This is a genomic window from Klebsiella sp. C360 (genome assembly GCF_048822415.1).
Lineage (GTDB): Bacteria > Pseudomonadota > Gammaproteobacteria > Enterobacterales > Enterobacteriaceae > Klebsiella > Klebsiella quasipneumoniae.
The window spans coordinates 35,243-53,172 of the sequence record NZ_JBMEZZ010000016.1; the positions used below are offsets into that span (position 1 = coordinate 35,243).

A 17,930-nucleotide genomic window follows, 5' to 3' on the forward strand; every position below is an offset into this window, starting at 1 on the left:
CGCGCTAAGAATGACTTAATAAGGGTTGCTACCGCGATGCGCGGGCAAAACCTGAAGAGGATTATCTGTTTAGGCAGATCGTCTTCTTCGGGTTTTTTTGCTTTTTTCTCACTGCAAAAATAACAGCCCTCGCGCCCTTAAGCGGTATGGATACAGCTATTAGAACCCGCGCGATGCTTGTCGCTGTCGTATTTATTTATGCCAACACTTATATAAGGGAATATTATGTTTAGAAAAACCAGGATCGCTTCGGCGATGGTATTGCTGGCGCCGCTTTGTTATTCAACCACGCTGTTCGCGAGCCAGTTGACGGTAGAGCAACGGCTTGAGTTGCTGGAAAAAGCGCTTAGCGATACGCAAAAAGAGCTCAAAAAATATCAGGACCAGGAGAGAAAAAGAGACCAGATTTGGGCCACATGGTCTTCGCCTGCAGAGAGCCAGAAGCGCACCGTCGCGGCGGCGGCAGGACCGAAAGCAGCAGTGAAACCGGATGCGGTACTGGTCAAAAATCAACAACCTGCCACAGACGGCGCGCCAGCCTACAGCGCGATGACGCTGAAAGACTTTAGCAAGTTCGTCAAAGATGAAATTGGCTTTAGCTATAACGGCTACTTCCGCTCGGGCTGGGGAACCGCCTCGCATGGCTCGCCAAAGTCGTGGGCCATTGGCTCGCTTGGCCGTCTGGGCAATGAATATTCCGGCTGGTTCGATCTGCAGCTGAAGCAGCGGGTGTTTCAGGAAGGCGATAAACGCGTCGACGCCATCGTGATGCTCGACGGGAACGTTGGCCAGCAGTATTCCACTGGCTGGTTTGGTGACAATGCCGGCGGCGAAAACTACATCCAGTTCTCGGATATGTACGTCAACACCAAAGGATTCCTGCCGTTTGCCCCGGAAGCCGATTTCTGGGTCGGCAAACACGGTGCGCCAAAAATCGAGATCCAGATGCTGGACTGGAAAACGCAGAGAACCGATGCGGCGGCTGGCGTGGGGCTGGAAAACTGGCAGGTAGGCGCCGGGAAATTCGATATTGCGCTGGTCCGGGAAGATGTGGATGACTACGATCGTTCTTTAAGCAATAAGCAGCAAATTAACACCAATACCCTCGATATCCGTTACAAAGAGATCCCGTTGTGGGATAAAGCCAGTCTGATGGTCAGCGGACGCTATGTCGCCGCCAACCAAAGTTCTTCTGAGAAATATAAAGAGGGCAATGAAGGCTATTATCCATGGAAAGATGCCTGGATGGCCGGCACCTCGTTAACGCAAAAATTTGCTCACGGCGGCTTTAACGAATTTTCTTTGTTGCTGGCGAATAACTCCATTGCCAGCAGCTTCTCGCGCTATGCCGGATCCAGCCCCTATACCACCTTTAACGGCCGCTATTATGGCGACCATACCAATGGCACTGCCTTGCGCTTAACCTCGCAAGGGGAAACCTATTTACGCGATGACATTATTATGGCGAATGCCATCGTTTACTCCTTTGGCAACGACGTTTACAGCTACGAGACCGGGGCCCACTCCGATTTTGAATCCATCCGAACGGTCCTGCGGCCGGCCTATATCTGGAATAAATATAACCAGACCGGCGTCGAACTGGGGTACTTCAGGCAGCAAAACAAAGATGTGACCGGCAAGAAATATAACGAGTCCGGCTATAAGACCACGCTGTTCCATACCTTCAAAGTTAATACCAGTATGCTGACCTCGCGCCCGGAAATTCGCTTCTATGCCACCTATATTAAAGCGAAGGATATCGACCTGGATAAGGCCGCGAATAACACCACCCACATTTTTGAAGACGGTAAAAACGATCAGTTTGCCGTAGGGGCGCAGGCGGAAATCTGGTGGTGAGACGATAACAGAACGGACACAACGTAAGAGGAATAACGATGAAACGACATGCCATTTATTTCGCCCTCGCGCTGGCGGGCGCGGCGTTCACCATTCAGGCGGCACCGTTGCCAGCGGTGCCCGAGCCCTCCCTGCCGGTGAGCCACTTTATCACTCAGGTTAACGCGGATAAGAGTATCACTTACCGCCTGTTTGCCCCTGATGCCCGGCGGGTTTCGGTGGTGACAGGCGCCACGCCGGACACCTTTGTCTCGCACGACATGACCAAAGCGGACCACGGGGTCTGGACATGGAAAAGCGAGCCAATGAAACCCAATCTCTATGAATACTATTTTGATGTGGACGGCTTCCGCTCGGTGGATACCGGCAGCCGCTATCAGAAGCCGCAGCGTCAGGTGAACACCAGCCTGATTCTGGTTCCCGGCAGTATTCTTGACGATCGCCCGGTCGCGCACGGCGATCTGCGCACCCTTACCTATCACTCGAAGGCGCTGAATGCGGAACGGCGGCTCTATGTCTGGACGCCGCCGGACTATAGCGGCAGCGGCGAGCCGCTGCCGGTGCTCTATTTCTATCATGGCTTTGGCGACAGCGGGCTGTCGGCCATCGATCAGGGGCGTATTCCGCAAATCATGGATAACCTGCTGGCGGAGGGCAAGATCAAGCCTATGCTGGTGGTGGTCCCGGATACCGAAACCGATACCCCGGAAGCCATCGCGGAAAACTTCCCGCCGCAGGAGCGACGCAAAACCTTCTATCCGCTGAATGCGCAGGCGGCGGATAAGGAGCTGATGCAGGACATCATTCCGCTGATCGATGCCCGGTTTAACGTGCGTAAAGATGCCGACGGTCGGGCGCTGGCTGGCCTCTCTCAGGGCGGGTATCAGGCGCTGGTTTCCGGGATGAATCATCTGGAAAGCTTTGGCTGGCTCGCCACGTTTAGCGGCGTCACGACCACCACGGTGCCGAATGCCGGTGTGGCAGCGCAACTGAAACATCCTGAGGCGATCAATCAACAGCTGCGTAACTTTACCGTGGTCGTCGGGGAAAAAGATTCCGTGACCGGCAAAGATATCGCGGGTCTGAAAAGCGAGCTGGAAAAACAGAAGATCAACTTTGACTATCACGCCTATCCCGGCCTGAACCATGAAATGGACGTCTGGCGCCCGGCCTACGCGGAGCTTGTGCAAAAACTGTTTAAATAGCCGGTGGGGGCGTTTAGCCCCCGCTTTCCGCGAGTGAAGAAAGACAAGATGAAAGTAATTGTGTCCGAAGATGATGAAGAGATAGCCGGTCGCCAGCCGTCCTGTTCTGGGCTAGATCATAGCGCTACCTGCCAACCGTCGCCCGGTTGGGCGACGCCGGGGGCTAGCGAGTGATATCCCAACCGCGCGCTTTCCACAATGCCGGCAGCGCAGCCAGATCGGTAAAGGTCGTCACGTTGGGATGATCGATGGGCGGGTTGTGCGGATCGGCGCAGAAGTAGAACACCTCCATGCCGGCGGCTATTCCCGATTGTGCACCTGCCCTGGAATCATCAACCAGAATACAGTTCTCAACGTTAACGCTCATCGCCTTTGCGGCATGGAACATCAGCGCCGGATCGGGTTTCCAGCGCTGAATATCGTAGCCGCTGTACAACCGGTCAGCGAAATGGTGCAGCAGGCCGGTGCGGCCGAGAGAGTGTTGCATCTTACTGACCGGGCCATTGGAAACCACGCACATCGGGACGCTTACCGCATCCAGCAGCGCCTGGGCTCCGGCAATCACCTCCAGTTCGCTATCAAACAGGCGGGCGACTTCCGCACGGTAAATCGGCTCCAGAGTGGCCTTTTGCAGGTTAACGCCATGCTCGGCGTTGATGGTGTCGATTATTTCGTACAGTTTTACGCCTTTGAAGCGCTTAAAAATCTCTGCCAGCTCCAGCGTAATGCCAAATTCCTGGAACATGTGCACGTAGGCGCGGGAGCAAATCACCTCGCTGTCGACCAGCGTGCCGTCACAGTCAAAAAATACTGCTTCTGGTTGAGTCATAGCCATTCCATATTAACAAGTTTAACGTTTTCGTCATGTCCAATGCCGCGACGCAATCGTTGCCGTATAAGCAAAATAAATGAAAAAAATTACCATACAACCGCGCCTGGTGCTGTAATTTGGTATAGGATAGCGTCGAATTTTCCCTCCTTACGTTCGGAAACCGATAATGAGTCAACAACAAACCAGCCAGTCTTCTGGCCAGGGTCTGCTGGAGCGCGTATTTAAACTGCGCGAGCACGGCACCACGGTGCGCACGGAAGCCATCGCCGGTTTCACCACGTTCCTGACGATGGTGTATATCGTTTTTGTTAACCCACAAATTCTTGGCGTAGCGGGCATGGATACCAGCGCCGTGTTTGTGACCACCTGTCTGATTGCCGCTTTCGGCAGTATCCTGATGGGGCTGTTCGCGAACCTGCCGGTCGCCCTGGCGCCAGCGATGGGCCTGAATGCCTTTTTCGCCTTTGTGGTGGTGCAGGCGATGGGTCTGCCGTGGCAGGTCGGGATGGGCGCGATTTTCTGGGGCGCCGTCGGCCTGCTGCTGCTGACGATCTTCCGCGTACGCTACTGGATGATCGCCAATATTCCGCTGAGCCTGCGCGTGGGCATCACCAGCGGTATCGGTCTGTTTATCGGTATGATGGGCCTGAAGAACGCCGGGGTTATCGTCGCAAACCCGGAAACGCTGGTCAGCATTGGTCATCTGACCTCCCACAGCGTGCTGCTGGGCGTGCTGGGTTTCTTTATCATCGCGATTCTGGCGTCGCGCAACATTCATGCCGCGGTTCTGGTCTCTATCGTGGTGACCACCCTGCTGGGCTGGATGCTGGGTGATGTACACTACACCGGAATCGTCTCGGCGCCGCCGAGCGTGACTTCGGTGATCGGTCATGTCGATCTGGCGGGCTCCCTGAATCTGGGCCTGGCCGGGGTGATCTTCTCCTTTATGCTGGTCAACCTGTTTGACTCCTCCGGGACGCTGATCGGCGTGACGGATAAAGCGGGTCTGGCGGACGCCAACGGTAAATTCCCGCGCATGAAGCAGGCGCTGTTTGTCGATAGCGTCTCGTCGGTGGCAGGCTCCTTCATCGGCACCTCGTCGGTAACAGCGTATATCGAATCCTCCTCCGGCGTTTCCGTGGGCGGGCGCACCGGCCTGACCGCCGTGGTCGTCGGTATCCTGTTCCTGCTGGTTATCTTCCTCTCTCCGCTGGCGGGGATGGTTCCGGCCTATGCGGCCGCTGGCGCGCTGATTTACGTCGGCGTGCTGATGACCTCAAGCCTGGCGCGCGTGAAGTGGGATGACCTGACGGAAGCGGTACCGGCGTTTATCACCGCGGTGATGATGCCGTTTAGCTTCTCGATCACCGAAGGCATTGCCCTGGGCTTTATCTCCTACTGCGTGATGAAAATTGGCACCGGCCGTCTGCGCGACCTCAGCCCTTGCGTCATTATCGTCTCGCTGCTGTTCGTGCTGAAGATTGTCTTTATCGATGCACATTAATCCGCACGTATGATGAAAAAGCCCGGCATCGCTGCCGGGCTTTTTTTATGCTTTAACCCGCTGAATATAGTCGCCAAAGGCAGTCAGCTGGCCGCGCAGATGGTCGAGGGTGCTCTGATCGACCACTTCACCCGACTGCGGATCCACTTTGTTCTGGATCACGCCGCCCATAAATTCCGGTTTATTCATCACCATCGCATCGAGGAACACCAGAATCTGCCGCAGATGATACTGGCAGCGCGCGCCGCCGATGGCGCCCATTGAGCTGGTTTGAATCAGCACCGGCTTGCCGGACAGCGGCTGCTCGGGCAGGCGTGAAAGCCAGTCGATGGCGTTTTTCAGGCCGCCAGGCACGGAATAGTTATACTCGGGGGTGACAATCACCACGCCATCCGCCTCGCGGATCTGCTGCGCAATCTCCTGCACGCTCTGCGGGAATCCCTCTTCCTCCTGAATATCAGCATCGTACAGCGGAATATCGCCGATCGACGGCAGCGCGGAGATGTGCATGCCCGCCGGCGCGATGCCGGGCAGGGTACGCGCGACCATTCCATTAAACGACCCTTTACGCAGGCTGCCGAGTAACGTAACCACTTTCAAGGTATCTGACATGATTGCTCCTTTGGATCATGATGCCGGCAAGACCGGTCAATTGAGGGATAAGGTTTTTTCCGTGGGCAGACTGGTAAAGCGCATCAGGCGGGCTGAGGGTTCGCGTGCGCGGCGCTGAGCGTCCGCCAGGCTGTGCCAGTCGCCTCCCTTAGCATCATACTCCCAGACCTTCAGCGGGCCGATATTCGGGGTAGCGGCAATCGACCACACCAGCAGCGATTCGGCGTCACAGACGGCTTCGATCGGCAGGCTGCCGGCGGTACGCAGGCGGCCGGAGCCAGGCAGCAGCTGCAGCTGCGTTGATGTCTCACCGGTCAGCTTCAGCACGCTGCGGCGCAGCGCCACCAGTTGGCTGCGCGCTTCGTCCGGGTCATGCTGAATGTTAACCCACAGATTCTCATTGTTACTGAAATTTTGCCGGTCGGCGTCGTGGCTGCGGACAGTGCGCTGAAGCTCCATATCGAGGCCACAATCCCCTTCGGTGGTCAGCGCTACGCCAACGATATTGCCAGTATAAGAGATAGAGAAGCGGGGAAGGTGACGATCGCTAAAAACCGGTCGGCCATTGGCTTCGTTAACGATTTCAGGCAGCTCGCCGATGCCGTAAAGCATAAACAGCAGTTCGGCGAGCAGCGACCGCGAAGCGCGAAAGCGGGCTTGCCGGTATTCAGGGAGCCGACGTGCGGATTGATGACAGGCCGCTGACAAACGTGTCGATAGCGGCTCCCCGGTACTGAGTATCCCTCGTGCAAAATGCGTTGCCATACGTCGCTCCGTGAGTAATGGTCTGAATGAAAACTGCGGGCGCTATTATCGCCTGGTATTAACAGGTTTTAATGCCGAAATCCCCCCTTGAAAAGGGAATTTGTTTGGATTTTACAAATTATTGCGCAAATAAGGTGCTACGGACACGAAACAAAGCTTACAGCGTACCGGAATAGAGCGCTTTCAACGTATCTCTAAGCCAGACAAGCTTCGGGTTGTAGCTGTTGCGTTTATGCCATAGCAAGGTGAAGGGGACGCGAAGCTTTTCCAGATGCTGCGGCTCCAGCGGCAGCGGTCGGGAGACCAGCGGTAGCTGGTGCTGCTGATTATAGTGCTGGCAGTAGCGCGGCGCGGTGGCCAGCATGGTGTGCTGCGGCTGGGCCGCCATAAAGAGGGATTGCTCAAACCCCGGCACGGTCAGCGCCACGTTACGTTTATGCCCCAGCTCCTGCAGCACGTCGTCCAGCGCCCAGGTATCGCGTTGTTCCCAGCAGATGGTGATATGCGGATAGCGTAAGAATGCCGCCAGATCCCACTCCTCCCTGAGCGCCGGATGATCGGCGCGCAGCCAGACCTGCGGCAGGTCGGTGAACAGCACATCAAAATCGATATACCACGGCAGCAGGCTTAGCAGCTCTCGCGACTGCGGATGGCTTTCGCGCCCGCAGAAGCCGATATCCACCTCGCCGCGAATGATGGCGTCCAGGGAGTCGTAGTCCCAGTTGCGCAAACGAATCAATGCCTGCGGATAGCGCTGATAGATGCGCTGGGAGAGGGTGTTAAACAGGATCATCAGCAGCGGCGTTTCCGCCGCCAGCTCGAACTTGAGGCCGCTCGGCATGGTGTGGTGCGGTTTATCGAGGATCTGGTTGCCCATCTGCATCCAGTCCGCCAGATCCTGCTCCATGCTGCTGACCAGCGGCGTGGGCGCCAGGCCCAGCGGCGTTTTGACAAACAGCGGATCGTCAAACCAGGCGCGCAGTTTGGCCAGCGACTTGCTCACCGCCGAGGGCGAAACGTTCATCCGCTTCGCCGTACGGGTAACGCTGAGCTCCTGGGTCAGGAGCTGCAGGCAGAGGAGTAAATTAAGATCGAGACTCGAAAGCGGCTTCTTCATCGTGTTGCGCAACCCGCGGCGGGGTGGCGACCAGTAGCAGAACAAGACTCACTATGCTACAGGCAATGAGTATCCCGATCAGCATATTCATTGCGCTGAGTCCGATGATAGCGGCGAGCCATATCCACAGCGACGAACCGCACACCTGCGCGATGCCGAGGACCGAGCTGGCGACACCGGCGCGCAGCGTGAATGGCCCCAGGGCCTGGCTCATCGCGACGCCGAAGCCGACGGAGAAGCCGGCGCAAATCATGCCCAGCCCGACCAGGGTGACGGCCTGGTGGGTGGCGATGCTCAGCGCCACGCCAGCCGCCAGAAACAGCAGCTGCGAGGTTATCATCAGGGTGCGCGGTTTAAACAGCGACAGGGCGAACGGCGTCGAGAAGGAGACCGCCATGCTGACCATCGCCATCAGCGCCATCGTCATGGAATAGGTGCCGCGATCGAACCCCATCTCCTCCATCATCAGTACCGGCGAGACGTTCACGTAGGTGAGGATCGCCGTTACGCTGAGGGTGGTGATGAGAATGCGGCTGAGGAAAAAGCGATTCAACAGCGATTCGTCCGCGCCATGCTGCGGCATAGCCGTCTGCGGAGGCGCCGTCGGACGCGTCTCGCGCAGGATAAATACCGCCAGTAAACCCACCGTTACCCCCATGCCGATCATGGTGTAGAACAGACTCTGCCACGGGAATTTCAGCATGATCAGGTGGCCGAGCACCGGCGCCAGAACGGGGATGATGCAGGTAATGCCGTTGAGCAACGACAGCACTTTGGCCCGCCGACGGTCGTCCAGCGTATCGCGTAGAATAGCGAAAGCCACCACGTAGCAGCAGCCGGCGCCGATCCCCTGGATAAAGCGTCCGGTAAGGAAGTGGCTGCTGGTGTGCGCCTGCGCGCAGAGCAGGGAGGCGATAACAAAGATCGCCGCGCCCACAATGGCGACAGGCTTGCGCCCCGAGCGGTCGGCGATACGGCCAGCAAACAGCATCGCGGAGGCCATTCCGGCCAGATAGACCGAGAAGGCGATATGTAATTGCGCCTCGCTGGCTCCCAGATCCTGAGCAATACGCGGCAGGCCGACGAGATACATATCGATGCCGGAGGGATAGAGCAGAACCAGGGCAAAGCTGCAGAGAAGAAAGCGTGTCATGAGATCCTCGCGATGTGAATGGCGTTCAGCATAGTGAGATACGCTCCGCAAGACGAGTTGCCATTTGGACAACGCTATTTTCCTGGCAGGAAACGCGAACTAGCGGCCCCGGCGTCGCCAGACGCGGGCCATCCCTTCGCTTTCCGGCCGAACGCTTTCGAAGCCAAACTTCGCGTACAGCTCCGGAACATCCGCCACCAGCGTAACGTAGGCGCCGTCAAAGGCGTTCGCATCCAGCCAGGCGACCAGTTTCTCCATCACCAGCCGGCCAAGGCCCTTCCCCTGGTGAGCCGGATCGACGGCGACGTCGACAATGTCGAAATTAATCGCGCCGTCGCCGACGATGCGCCCCATGGCGATCGGCGTCTCCTGCCAGAGGATATGTACGCCATAACAGCTTTGCGGCAGCCCGGCTCTGGCGCCTTCTACGGGGCGCGGCGACATGCCCGCTACCACCCGCAGGTGGCAAAACGCTTCGGCGGAGGGCACCTTCTCGATCACGGTATATTCAACGGTCATGCTTTAGTCTCGTGGTTAGGGGGAGATAAAAGTAGAGAACGTTGCGCCGCAAAGGGCAAGAAAAAACCCGCATTAACGCGGCGCTAATGCGGGTGAGTGAACGTTTACGGACTAAACGTTATTTGCCGATACAGAAGCTGGAGAAGATGCGGCCCAGCAGGTCGTCGGAGGTGAACTCCCCGGTGATCTCGCTCAGCGCCTGCTGCGCGAGACGCAGCTCTTCCGCCAGCAGCTCGCCGGCCCAGGCGCCCAGCAGCTGGGCTTTGCCCTGCTGCAGATGGTTCGCCGCCTCTTCCAGCGCCTGCAGATGGCGACGGCGGGCGAGGAAGCCGCCTTCCATATTGGTATCGAAGCCCATGCTCTGCTTGAGGTGATTACGCAGCACCTCGACGCCTTCGCCGGTGCGTGCCGACAGGCGGATCAGTGAGTGGCCATTTACTTCGCTGATACCCAGCGCTTCGCCGGTAACATCGGCTTTATTGCGCACCACGGTAATCGGCAGTTTAGCGGGCAGACGCTCGATAAAATCTGGCCAGATCTCCGCCGGGTCAACGGCGCTGGTGGTGGTGCCATCGACCATAAACAGCACCCGGTCAGCCTGCGCAATCTCCTGCCAGGCGCGCTCGATGCCGATACGCTCCACTTCGTCATTGGCGTCGCGCAGTCCCGCGGTATCAATGATATGCAGGGGCATGCCGTCGATATGGATATGCTCGCGCAGCACATCGCGGGTGGTGCCCGCAATGTCGGTGACGATCGCCGCTTCGCGGCCCGCCAGGGCGTTCAGCAGGCTTGATTTACCGGCATTTGGCCGCCCGGCGATCACCACTTTCATCCCTTCGCGCAGCAGACTGCCCTGACGGGCTTCGGCGCGGACGGCGTCGAGGTCGACCATCACCTCGTTCAGCTGGGCTTCAATTTTGCCGTCGGAGAGGAAATCAATTTCTTCATCCGGAAAATCAATCGCCGCTTCCACGTAGATGCGCAGGTGAGTGAGCGCTTCCACAAGGTGGTTCACCCGCGCGGAGAACGCCCCCTGCAGCGAGTTCAGCGCCGAGCGCGCCGCCTGTTCTGAGCTGGCGTCGATAAGATCGGCGATGGCCTCTGCCTGCGCCAGGTCGAGCTTGTCGTTAAGGAACGCGCGCTCGGAGAATTCGCCCGGTCTGGCGATGCGCAGGTCCGGCAGGGTCAGAATACGTTTGAGCAGCAGGTCGAGAATGACCGGGCCGCCGTGGCCCTGCAGCTCAAGCACATCTTCCCCGGTAAAGGAGTTCGGCCCGGGGAACCACAGCGCAATCCCCTGATCCAGCGGCGTACCGTCAACGTCGTTGAACGGCAGGTAGTCGGCATAGCGCGGCTTCGGCAGCTTGCCGAGTACCGCCTGCGCGACGTCGCGCGCTTTGAGGCCGGAGATACGCAGGATGCCCACACCCCCGCGTCCCGGTGGGGTTGCCTGGGCGACGATAGTGTCGTTATGGCTCATGGTGACTCTCTATGTAGATGTAAAAAAGGCGGTCCATTGACCGCCTTCTCTGGCATTAACGTTACCGTAACTACTCTAAATTATCCAGGTCGCAGATGCGTTGGCTTGAAGAATGAAGAGTATCAGGATTTCTTCTTCTCGCGGCTATGCAGGCCACGCTTCTCCAGACCACGGTAAATCAGCTGCTGCTGGATAATGGTCACCAGGTTGCTGACGATGTAGTACACCACCAGGCCAGACGGGAACCACAGGAAGAACACCGTGAAGATGACCGGCATAAAGGTCATGATCTTCTGCTGCATCGGGTCGGTCACGGTGGTCGGCGACATCTTCTGGATGAAGAACATCGTCGCGCCCATGATGATCGGCAGGATGTAGTACGGGTCTTGCGCAGACAGATCGTGGATCCACAGGATAAACGGCGCATGACGCAGTTCTACCGAGGCGCTCAGCATGTAGTACAGCGCAAGGAAGATCGGCATCTGGATAATCAGCGGGAAGCAGCCGCCCAGCGGGTTCACTTTTTCCGCTTTATACAGCGCCATCATCTCCTGGCTTTGACGTTGTTTATCGTCGCCCAGACGCTCGCGCATGGCCTGAATTTTCGGCTGCAGCATACGCATCTTCGCCATGGAGGTGTACTGCGCTTTGGTCAGCGGGTACATGATGCCACGAACGATAAAGGTGATGACGATAATCGAGAAGCCCCAGTTGCCGAGGAAGCCGTGGATGAATTTCAGCAGCTTGAACAGCGGTTGGGAGATGAACCACAGCCAGCCGTAGTCGACGGTCAGATCCAGGTGCGGCGCGACGGCAGCCATTTTGTCCTGAATCGCCGGGCCGACCCACAGCGTGCTCTGCAGTTTGTCGGTTTGACCAGGCTGCACCAGTACCGGCTGAGATTTATAGCCGATAGCGACAATGCCGTTGCCGAGGTTGGCGGTGTAGAAGTTATTCGTCCCGTTATTCTGCGGCACCCACGCGGTGGTGAAGTACTGCTGCAGCATGGCAACCCAACCGTTTTTGGTGCTGACGTTCAGGTTTTCATTGTCCAGGATGGTATCGAATTTGTATTTTTCGTATTTCGAATCCGCGGTGGAGAACGCTGCGCCACGGAAAGTATGCATCGTGGACAGGCCGCCGGTCTGCGTATCGCGACTGGACGGCAGCGCGGCGGTCTGCTTCAGCTGACCGAAGGTCGAGACTTCCAGCGGTTTCTCGCTGGCGTTCTGCACGCTATAACCCACGTTCACCGCATAATCACCGCGTTTCAGGGTGAAGGTCTTGGTGAAGACGTTGCCGGCTTTGTCGGTATAGGTCAGCGGAATAACGATTTCGTTCTGGCCATCAGCCAGTACATACGCATCTTTATCAGCGTTATACAGCGGACGCGGGCCGTTAGCCGGGTTATCCGGGCCGTCACGACCGGTTAAGCCGCTCTGCGCCTGGTAGATAAACTGTGGCGTAGTTTCCAGTAACTGGAACGGTTCAGTCGATTTCAGCGCTTTCGGGTAAGCCGGAAGCAGCGCTTGCTCAACATCACCACCGCGGGTGTTGATGGTCAGATCAAGCACATCAGTTTTAACCGTAATCAGTTTCCCCTGGCCACTGGCCGGTACGCCCTGGTCGGCGGCGCTACCCGCTGCTGTGGTCGTAGTCTGCGTGGTCTGCTGCTGGGGTTGCGGATTTTTGTCCTGCTCCCAGGCTTGCCAGATCATGAAAGACACGAACAACAAAGCGATGATAAGAAGATTGCGTTGCGAATCCATCGTTAGTGTTCTCTGGTATCAAATGGTCCAGGCGGGACGGGATCGTCACCACCAGGGTGTAAAGGGTGGCATTTTAATACGCGTTTCATCGTCAACCAACTGCCTTTTATCACTCCAAACCTGCGTAAGGCCTCAATTCCGTATTGAGAACAGGTTGGGGTGAAACGGCAATGCGGCCCGAGTAGCGGACTAATCAGGCGCTGATAAACTCGAATCAGGCCGATCAGGACCCGCGAGCCAGGCGACAATGGCGGCGCCATAATTTTTCCAACGCTTCCGAGAGAGCACGGTTATCGAGGTCGGCAACCCCTCTTTTCGCCACCACCACGAAATCCATTGGCGGGAGTTCATGTTGACGCAAACGAAAACTTTCACGCGTCAGACGTTTAATCCGATTGCGTTCATGTGCGCGTTTCACGTTTTTCTTGGCGACGGTGAGACCGATGCGGGGATGCCCCAGCGAATTCAGGCGGCCGAGGATGGTGATTTGCGGCGTGCCAGCCCGTTGTGGCTGCTGGAAGACGAAAGTGAAATGACTGGGAGTTAACAAGCGTAACTCCCTGGGAAATGCGAGCTTAACCACGCAGGGTTAGCTTTATTACTTGGAAACGGTCAGACGAGCGCGGCCTTTAGCACGACGACGTGCCAGAACCTGACGACCATTTTTAGTAGCCATACGAGCACGGAAGCCGTGAGAACGGTTGCGCTTCAGTACAGACGGTTGAAAAGTGCGTTTCATGGCGATTTCTACCTAAACTTGAATAAATTCACTGACTTTTGCGTAGACCCGAACGAACTTCGAACGACTTACGCCTCAGCGTGGGTGATTAAAGAGGCCGGATTGTAATAATTGTACACTCCGGAGTCAATTCTCTTTCCTTATTTCTCGCACCTCGTCGCACAAAAAATAAGCTGAGACGCGTGACGAAAACGGGCATTACGCGCCGGGTGGGGGATTATACGGCCTGGCCAGTAAAGCGCAAGGATCCTGAAGGATCTTTGTTAGATCGTTTCCGCCCAAAAGCGGCATAGCTCATTAATTTTTCCAATATGCGGCGGAAATCGTGCTTCACTCTTCCCAGGATCGATTACACTTACCCGGTTTCGATCCTTCCTGTGGATAAATCGGGAAGAATCTGTTGAGAAACACAAGATCTCTTTCTCAGTTTAGGCTATGATCCCCGGTCCCGATCGCGATCCCCGGATCCGCAGCGGGAAATAACCGCAGATAGCGGTTCGCACGTCACCCCTTTTGTGCAGGGGCTTTTCGGCTAATGCAGGGTCTTGTCGACGTGTGCCAACAATCACGATTGTTTCAGTTTTTCTTTGATATCGATTTTATGTTCGAGTGGAGTCCGCCGTGTCACTTTCGCTTTGGCAGCAGTGTCTTGCCCGATTGCAGGATGAGTTACCAGCCACAGAATTCAGCATGTGGATCCGCCCATTGCAGGCGGAACTGAGCGATAACACGCTGGCACTGTATGCGCCAAACCGTTTTGTGCTCGACTGGGTAAGGGACAAATACCTCAATAATATCAATGGACTCCTCAATGATTTTTGCGGTGCGGACGCCCCGCAGCTGCGTTTTGAGGTGGGAGCTAAGCCCGCCAGCTCGCTGCAGAAAGGGGCGGTAAGCCCGGCCGCAGCGACTATCCCGGCGGCGCAGGTGCAGACCGCGCGCGTGGCGCCGACGATCGTGCGCCCTGGCTGGGATAATGTCCCGGCGCCGGCGGAGCCGACCTACCGTTCTAACGTTAACGTGAAACACACGTTTGATAACTTCGTCGAAGGTAAATCTAACCAGCTGGCCCGCGCGGCGGCGCGTCAGGTGGCGGATAACCCGGGCGGCGCCTATAACCCCCTGTTCCTCTACGGCGGAACGGGCCTGGGTAAAACCCACCTGCTGCACGCGGTGGGGAACGGTATCGTGGCGCGTAAACCGAACGCCAAAGTGGTCTATATGCACTCGGAGCGTTTCGTTCAGGACATGGTTAAAGCGCTGCAGAACAACGCCATCGAAGAGTTTAAGCGCTACTACCGATCCGTTGACGCCCTGCTGATCGATGACATTCAGTTCTTCGCTAATAAAGAGCGATCCCAGGAAGAGTTTTTCCACACCTTCAATGCCTTGCTGGAAGGTAATCAGCAGATCATTTTGACTTCGGATCGTTATCCCAAAGAGATCAACGGCGTTGAAGATCGTCTGAAATCCCGCTTCGGCTGGGGGCTGACGGTGGCGATCGAGCCGCCGGAGCTGGAAACCCGCGTCGCGATCCTGATGAAAAAAGCCGATGAGAACGACATCCGCCTGCCGGGCGAAGTGGCGTTCTTTATTGCCAAGCGCCTGCGCTCAAACGTGCGTGAACTGGAGGGGGCGCTGAACCGCGTTATCGCCAACGCCAATTTCACCGGCCGGGCGATCACTATCGATTTCGTGCGCGAAGCGCTGCGCGATCTGCTGGCGCTGCAGGAAAAACTGGTCACCATCGACAATATTCAAAAGACGGTGGCGGAGTACTACAAGATTAAGGTAGCGGACCTGCTGTCCAAACGCCGCTCCCGTTCGGTGGCGCGTCCTCGCCAGATGGCGATGGCGCTGGCCAAAGAGCTGACCAACCACAGCCTGCCGGAAATCGGCGATGCGTTTGGCGGCCGCGACCATACCACCGTGCTGCACGCCTGCCGCAAGATTGAGCAGCTGCGTGAAGAAAGCCACGACATTAAAGAAGATTTTTCCAATTTAATCAGAACATTATCCTCGTGACGCTATGAAATTTACCGTAGAACGTGAACATTTATTAAAACCGCTGCAACAGGTGAGCGGTCCGTTAGGTGGTCGTCCGACGCTGCCCATTCTCGGTAACCTGCTGCTTCAGGTCGCGGACGGCGCGCTGTCGCTGACCGGTACCGATCTTGAAATGGAGATGGTGGCGCGCGTGGCGCTGGTTCAGCCGCACGAAGCGGGCGCCACCACCGTTCCGGCGCGTAAATTCTTTGATATCTGCCGCGGCCTGCCGGAAGGCGCGGAGATCGCGGTGCAGCTGGAAGGCGATCGCATGCTGGTGCGTTCCGGCCGCAGCCGCTTCTCGCTGTCGACCCTGCCCGCTGCCGACTTCCCGAATCTTGACGACTGGCAGAGCGAGGTGGAATTTACCCTGCCGCAGGCGACCATGAAGCGTCTGATCGAAGCGACCCAGTTCTCGATGGCGCACCAGGATGTTCGTTACTACTTAAACGGTATGCTGTTCGAAACCGAAGGCAGCGAACTGCGCACCGTCGCAACCGACGGCCACCGTCTGGCGGTCTGTTCGATGCCGCTGGAAGCGTCGCTGCCGAACCATTCGGTGATCGTGCCGCGTAAAGGGGTGATTGAGCTGATGCGGATGCTCGACGGCGGTGATACGCCGCTGCGCGTGCAGATCGGCAGCAATAATATCCGCGCCCATGTCGGCGATTTTATCTTCACTTCGAAGCTGGTTGATGGCCGTTTCCCGGATTATCGCCGCGTATTGCCGAAAAATCCGGATAAACACCTCGAAGCGGGCTGCGATATTCTGAAGCAGGCTTTTGCCCGCGCGGCGATTCTCTCCAATGAGAAATTCCGCGGCGTGCGGCTGTACGTTAGCGAAAATCAGCTGAAAATCACCGCCAATAACCCGGAGCAGGAAGAAGCGGAAGAGATTCTGGACGTGACCTACGCCGGCACGGAGATGGAGATTGGCTTCAACGTTAGCTACGTGCTGGATGTGCTGAACGCGCTGAAGTGCGAGAATGTGCGCATTCTGCTGACGGATTCGGTGTCGAGCGTGCAGATTGAGGATGCGGCTTCTCAATCCGCAGCCTATGTCGTTATGCCAATGCGGCTGTAGAATCGTAAAGGGGCTGGTTTACTTGCCATTTCGTCTTCCGGCAGAGCTCGAAATGCTCACGTACTTCGTGTACGCTCCGCTTTCTGCGCGCTGGCGGTAGACGAACTGGCTGCGACACCCACGCCCCTTGAATGATGATGAGCTGATATGTCGCTATCCCGACTGCTAATCAAAGACTTCCGCAATATTGAACATGCGGATCTCGCTTTATCTCCCGGCTTTAACTTCCTGGTTGGCGCGAACGGCAGCGGCAAAACCAGCGTGCTGGAAGCCATCTACACGCTTGGCCATGGCCGGGCGTTTCGCAGTTTGCAAATTGGCCGGGTGATCCGCCACGAGCAGGAGGCCTTTGTTCTGCATGGCCGTCTGCAGGGCGAAGAGCGGGAAACCGCCATCGGCCTGACCAAAGACAAACAGGGCGACAGCAAGGTGCGTATCGACGGCACCGACGGCCACAAAGTGGCGGAGCTGGCGCACCTGATGCCGATGCAGCTGATTACACCGGAGGGGTTTACTTTACTCAACGGCGGCCCCAAATACAGAAGAGCATTTCTTGACTGGGGATGCTTTCATAACGAAGCCGGATTCTTCACCGCCTGGAGCAACCTGAAGCGCCTGGTCAAGCAGCGCAACGCCGCGCTGCGTCAGGTCAGCCGTTATGCCCAGCTGCGCCCATGGGATCTGGAATTAATCCCCCTGGCGGAGCAGATCAGCCGCTGGCGTGCCGAATACAGCGCCGCTATCGTCGAAGACATGGCGGATACCTGTCAGCAATTTTTACCGGAATTCTCGCTCTCTTTCTCCTTCCAGCGCGGCTGGGAAAAAGAGACCGACTACGCTGAAGTGCTGGAGCGGAATTTCGAGCGTGACAGAATGTTAACCTATACCGCCCACGGCCCGCATAAAGCGGATTTCCGTATTCGCGCCGACGGGGCGCCGGTGGAAGATACCTTGTCGCGCGGGCAGCTTAAGCTGCTGATGTGCGCCCTGCGTCTGGCGCAGGGCGAGTTCCTCACCCGCGTCAGCGGGCGGCGCTGCCTGTACCTGATAGATGATTTTGCCTCGGAACTCGATGATGCCCGCCGCGGTCTGTTATCCAGTCGCCTGAAAGCGACGCAGTCGCAGGTTTTCGTCAGCGCCATCAGCGCTGAGCACGTTATGGACATGTCGGACAAAAATTCGAAGATGTTCCGCGTGGAAAAAGGTAAAATAACGGATTAACCCAAGATTAAATGAGCGAGAAAC

17 protein-coding genes are annotated in these 17,930 nt (G+C 57.1%); 6 read left to right on the forward strand and 11 right to left on the reverse strand.

Annotated features, from left to right (window positions below):
* Nucleotides 1-225: 225 nt before the first annotated feature.
* Together ACOI7D_RS25090 and ACOI7D_RS25095 are read left to right on the forward strand one after the other, a co-directional pair.
* Nucleotides 226-1,857, forward strand: a complete 1,632-nt coding sequence (locus tag ACOI7D_RS25090) for a carbohydrate porin (RefSeq protein ID WP_109546789.1) — start codon at nucleotides 226-228, stop codon at nucleotides 1,855-1,857.
* A gap of 38 nt (nucleotides 1,858-1,895) precedes the next feature.
* The gene (locus ACOI7D_RS25095) at nucleotides 1,896-3,062 is read left to right on the forward strand and encodes an esterase (RefSeq protein WP_109546790.1); all 1,167 of its coding nucleotides are present in this window, start codon (nucleotides 1,896-1,898) and stop codon (nucleotides 3,060-3,062) included.
* Nucleotides 3,063-3,225: 163 nt separating this feature from the next.
* Here ACOI7D_RS25095 and yieH read toward each other — a convergent pair whose 3' ends face one another.
* Complete coding sequence (gene yieH, locus ACOI7D_RS25100) at nucleotides 3,226-3,891, reverse strand: 6-phosphogluconate phosphatase (protein ID WP_023291467.1); 666 nt, start codon at nucleotides 3,889-3,891, stop codon at nucleotides 3,226-3,228.
* A gap of 169 nt (nucleotides 3,892-4,060) precedes the next feature.
* On the opposite strand from yieH, the gene ACOI7D_RS25105 reads away from it, so the two are divergent.
* Complete coding sequence (locus tag ACOI7D_RS25105; RefSeq protein ID WP_023291466.1) at nucleotides 4,061-5,398, forward strand: NCS2 family permease; 1,338 nt, start codon at nucleotides 4,061-4,063, stop codon at nucleotides 5,396-5,398.
* A gap of 45 nt (nucleotides 5,399-5,443) precedes the next feature.
* Here the strand turns inward: ACOI7D_RS25105 and ACOI7D_RS25110 are convergent, their stop codons facing one another.
* The 10 genes from ACOI7D_RS25110 to rpmH form a co-directional block, all read right to left on the reverse strand.
* Nucleotides 5,444-6,010 carry an NADPH-dependent FMN reductase gene (locus ACOI7D_RS25110; protein ID WP_023291465.1) on the reverse strand — a complete coding sequence of 189 codons (567 nt, stop codon included), beginning with the start codon at nucleotides 6,008-6,010 and terminating at the stop codon, nucleotides 5,444-5,446.
* Nucleotides 6,011-6,046: 36 nt separating this feature from the next.
* On the reverse strand, nucleotides 6,047-6,622 hold the full coding sequence (locus ACOI7D_RS25115; RefSeq protein WP_072140520.1) for a 4'-phosphopantetheinyl transferase family protein: 576 nt from the start codon (nucleotides 6,620-6,622) through the stop codon (nucleotides 6,047-6,049).
* Between the two features lie 310 nt (nucleotides 6,623-6,932).
* A complete protein-coding gene (gene yidZ / locus ACOI7D_RS25120) occupies nucleotides 6,933-7,892 on the reverse strand; it encodes an HTH-type transcriptional regulator YidZ (protein ID WP_004202291.1) in 960 nt (319 codons plus the stop codon).
* A complete protein-coding gene (locus ACOI7D_RS25125) occupies nucleotides 7,861-9,045 on the reverse strand; it encodes an MFS transporter (RefSeq protein ID WP_050534289.1) in 1,185 nt (394 codons plus the stop codon). The genes yidZ and ACOI7D_RS25125 overlap by 32 nt, the downstream gene beginning before the upstream one ends.
* A 99-nt stretch (nucleotides 9,046-9,144) precedes the next feature.
* The gene (locus tag ACOI7D_RS25130; protein ID WP_023291462.1) at nucleotides 9,145-9,564 is read right to left on the reverse strand and encodes a GNAT family N-acetyltransferase; all 420 of its coding nucleotides are present in this window, start codon (nucleotides 9,562-9,564) and stop codon (nucleotides 9,145-9,147) included.
* Nucleotides 9,565-9,682: 118 nt separating this feature from the next.
* Nucleotides 9,683-11,047 (reverse strand): tRNA uridine-5-carboxymethylaminomethyl(34) synthesis GTPase MnmE, encoded by a 1,365-nt coding sequence (gene mnmE / locus ACOI7D_RS25135; RefSeq protein ID WP_109546791.1) that lies wholly within the window; start codon nucleotides 11,045-11,047, stop codon nucleotides 9,683-9,685.
* A gap of 122 nt (nucleotides 11,048-11,169) precedes the next feature.
* Nucleotides 11,170-12,816 carry a membrane protein insertase YidC gene (gene yidC, locus ACOI7D_RS25140; RefSeq protein WP_023291460.1) on the reverse strand — a complete coding sequence of 549 codons (1,647 nt, stop codon included), beginning with the start codon at nucleotides 12,814-12,816 and terminating at the stop codon, nucleotides 11,170-11,172.
* A 2-nt stretch (nucleotides 12,817-12,818) separates the two neighbouring features.
* Nucleotides 12,819-13,076, reverse strand: a complete 258-nt coding sequence (gene yidD, locus ACOI7D_RS25145; RefSeq protein ID WP_004151536.1) for a membrane protein insertion efficiency factor YidD — start codon at nucleotides 13,074-13,076, stop codon at nucleotides 12,819-12,821.
* Complete coding sequence (gene rnpA, locus ACOI7D_RS25150) at nucleotides 13,040-13,399, reverse strand: ribonuclease P protein component (protein WP_004151535.1); 360 nt, start codon at nucleotides 13,397-13,399, stop codon at nucleotides 13,040-13,042. Before rnpA ends, yidD begins: the two co-directional genes overlap by 37 nt.
* A gap of 15 nt (nucleotides 13,400-13,414) precedes the next feature.
* Nucleotides 13,415-13,555 carry a 50S ribosomal protein L34 gene (rpmH, locus tag ACOI7D_RS25155; protein ID WP_000831330.1) on the reverse strand — a complete coding sequence of 47 codons (141 nt, stop codon included), beginning with the start codon at nucleotides 13,553-13,555 and terminating at the stop codon, nucleotides 13,415-13,417.
* Between the two features lie 621 nt (nucleotides 13,556-14,176).
* Here rpmH and dnaA point away from each other — a divergent pair.
* The 3 genes from dnaA (at nucleotide 14,177) to recF (ending at nucleotide 17,906) form a co-directional block, all read left to right on the forward strand.
* Complete coding sequence (gene dnaA, locus ACOI7D_RS25160) at nucleotides 14,177-15,580, forward strand: chromosomal replication initiator protein DnaA (protein WP_017899658.1); 1,404 nt, start codon at nucleotides 14,177-14,179, stop codon at nucleotides 15,578-15,580.
* 4 nt (nucleotides 15,581-15,584) lie between these two features.
* Nucleotides 15,585-16,685 (forward strand): DNA polymerase III subunit beta, encoded by a 1,101-nt coding sequence (dnaN, locus tag ACOI7D_RS25165; RefSeq protein WP_004145090.1) that lies wholly within the window; start codon nucleotides 15,585-15,587, stop codon nucleotides 16,683-16,685.
* Nucleotides 16,686-16,832: 147 nt separating this feature from the next.
* A complete protein-coding gene (gene recF / locus ACOI7D_RS25170) occupies nucleotides 16,833-17,906 on the forward strand; it encodes a DNA replication/repair protein RecF (RefSeq protein WP_032454434.1) in 1,074 nt (357 codons plus the stop codon).
* The last annotated feature ends 24 nt before the right edge of the window (nucleotides 17,907-17,930 follow it).

Excerpts from the sequence above, each read along its gene's own strand:
- ACOI7D_RS25090 (WP_109546789.1), top strand. The coding sequence starts at position 226 with ATGTTTAGAAAAACCAGGATCGCTTCGGCGATGGTATTGCTGGCGCCG.
- ACOI7D_RS25095 (WP_109546790.1), top strand. The coding sequence starts at position 1,896 with ATGAAACGACATGCCATTTATTTCGCCCTCGCGCTGGCGGGCGCGGCG.
- yieH (WP_023291467.1), bottom strand. The coding sequence starts at position 3,891 with ATGACTCAACCAGAAGCAGTATTTTTTGACTGTGACGGCACGCTGGTC.
- ACOI7D_RS25105 (WP_023291466.1), top strand. The coding sequence starts at position 4,061 with ATGAGTCAACAACAAACCAGCCAGTCTTCTGGCCAGGGTCTGCTGGAG.
- ACOI7D_RS25110 (WP_023291465.1), bottom strand. The coding sequence starts at position 6,010 with ATGTCAGATACCTTGAAAGTGGTTACGTTACTCGGCAGCCTGCGTAAA.
- ACOI7D_RS25115 (WP_072140520.1), bottom strand. The coding sequence starts at position 6,622 with ATGCTTTACGGCATCGGCGAGCTGCCTGAAATCGTTAACGAAGCCAAT.
- yidZ (WP_004202291.1), bottom strand. The coding sequence starts at position 7,892 with ATGAAGAAGCCGCTTTCGAGTCTCGATCTTAATTTACTCCTCTGCCTG.
- ACOI7D_RS25125 (WP_050534289.1), bottom strand. The coding sequence starts at position 9,045 with ATGACACGCTTTCTTCTCTGCAGCTTTGCCCTGGTTCTGCTCTATCCC.
- ACOI7D_RS25130 (WP_023291462.1), bottom strand. The coding sequence starts at position 9,564 with ATGACCGTTGAATATACCGTGATCGAGAAGGTGCCCTCCGCCGAAGCG.
- mnmE (WP_109546791.1), bottom strand. The coding sequence starts at position 11,047 with ATGAGCCATAACGACACTATCGTCGCCCAGGCAACCCCACCGGGACGC.
- yidC (WP_023291460.1), bottom strand. The coding sequence starts at position 12,816 with ATGGATTCGCAACGCAATCTTCTTATCATCGCTTTGTTGTTCGTGTCT.
- yidD (WP_004151536.1), bottom strand. The coding sequence starts at position 13,076 with ATGGCGCCGCCATTGTCGCCTGGCTCGCGGGTCCTGATCGGCCTGATT.
- rpmH (WP_000831330.1), bottom strand. The coding sequence starts at position 13,555 with ATGAAACGCACTTTTCAACCGTCTGTACTGAAGCGCAACCGTTCTCAC.
- dnaN (WP_004145090.1), top strand. The coding sequence starts at position 15,585 with ATGAAATTTACCGTAGAACGTGAACATTTATTAAAACCGCTGCAACAG.
- recF (WP_032454434.1), top strand. The coding sequence starts at position 16,833 with ATGTCGCTATCCCGACTGCTAATCAAAGACTTCCGCAATATTGAACAT.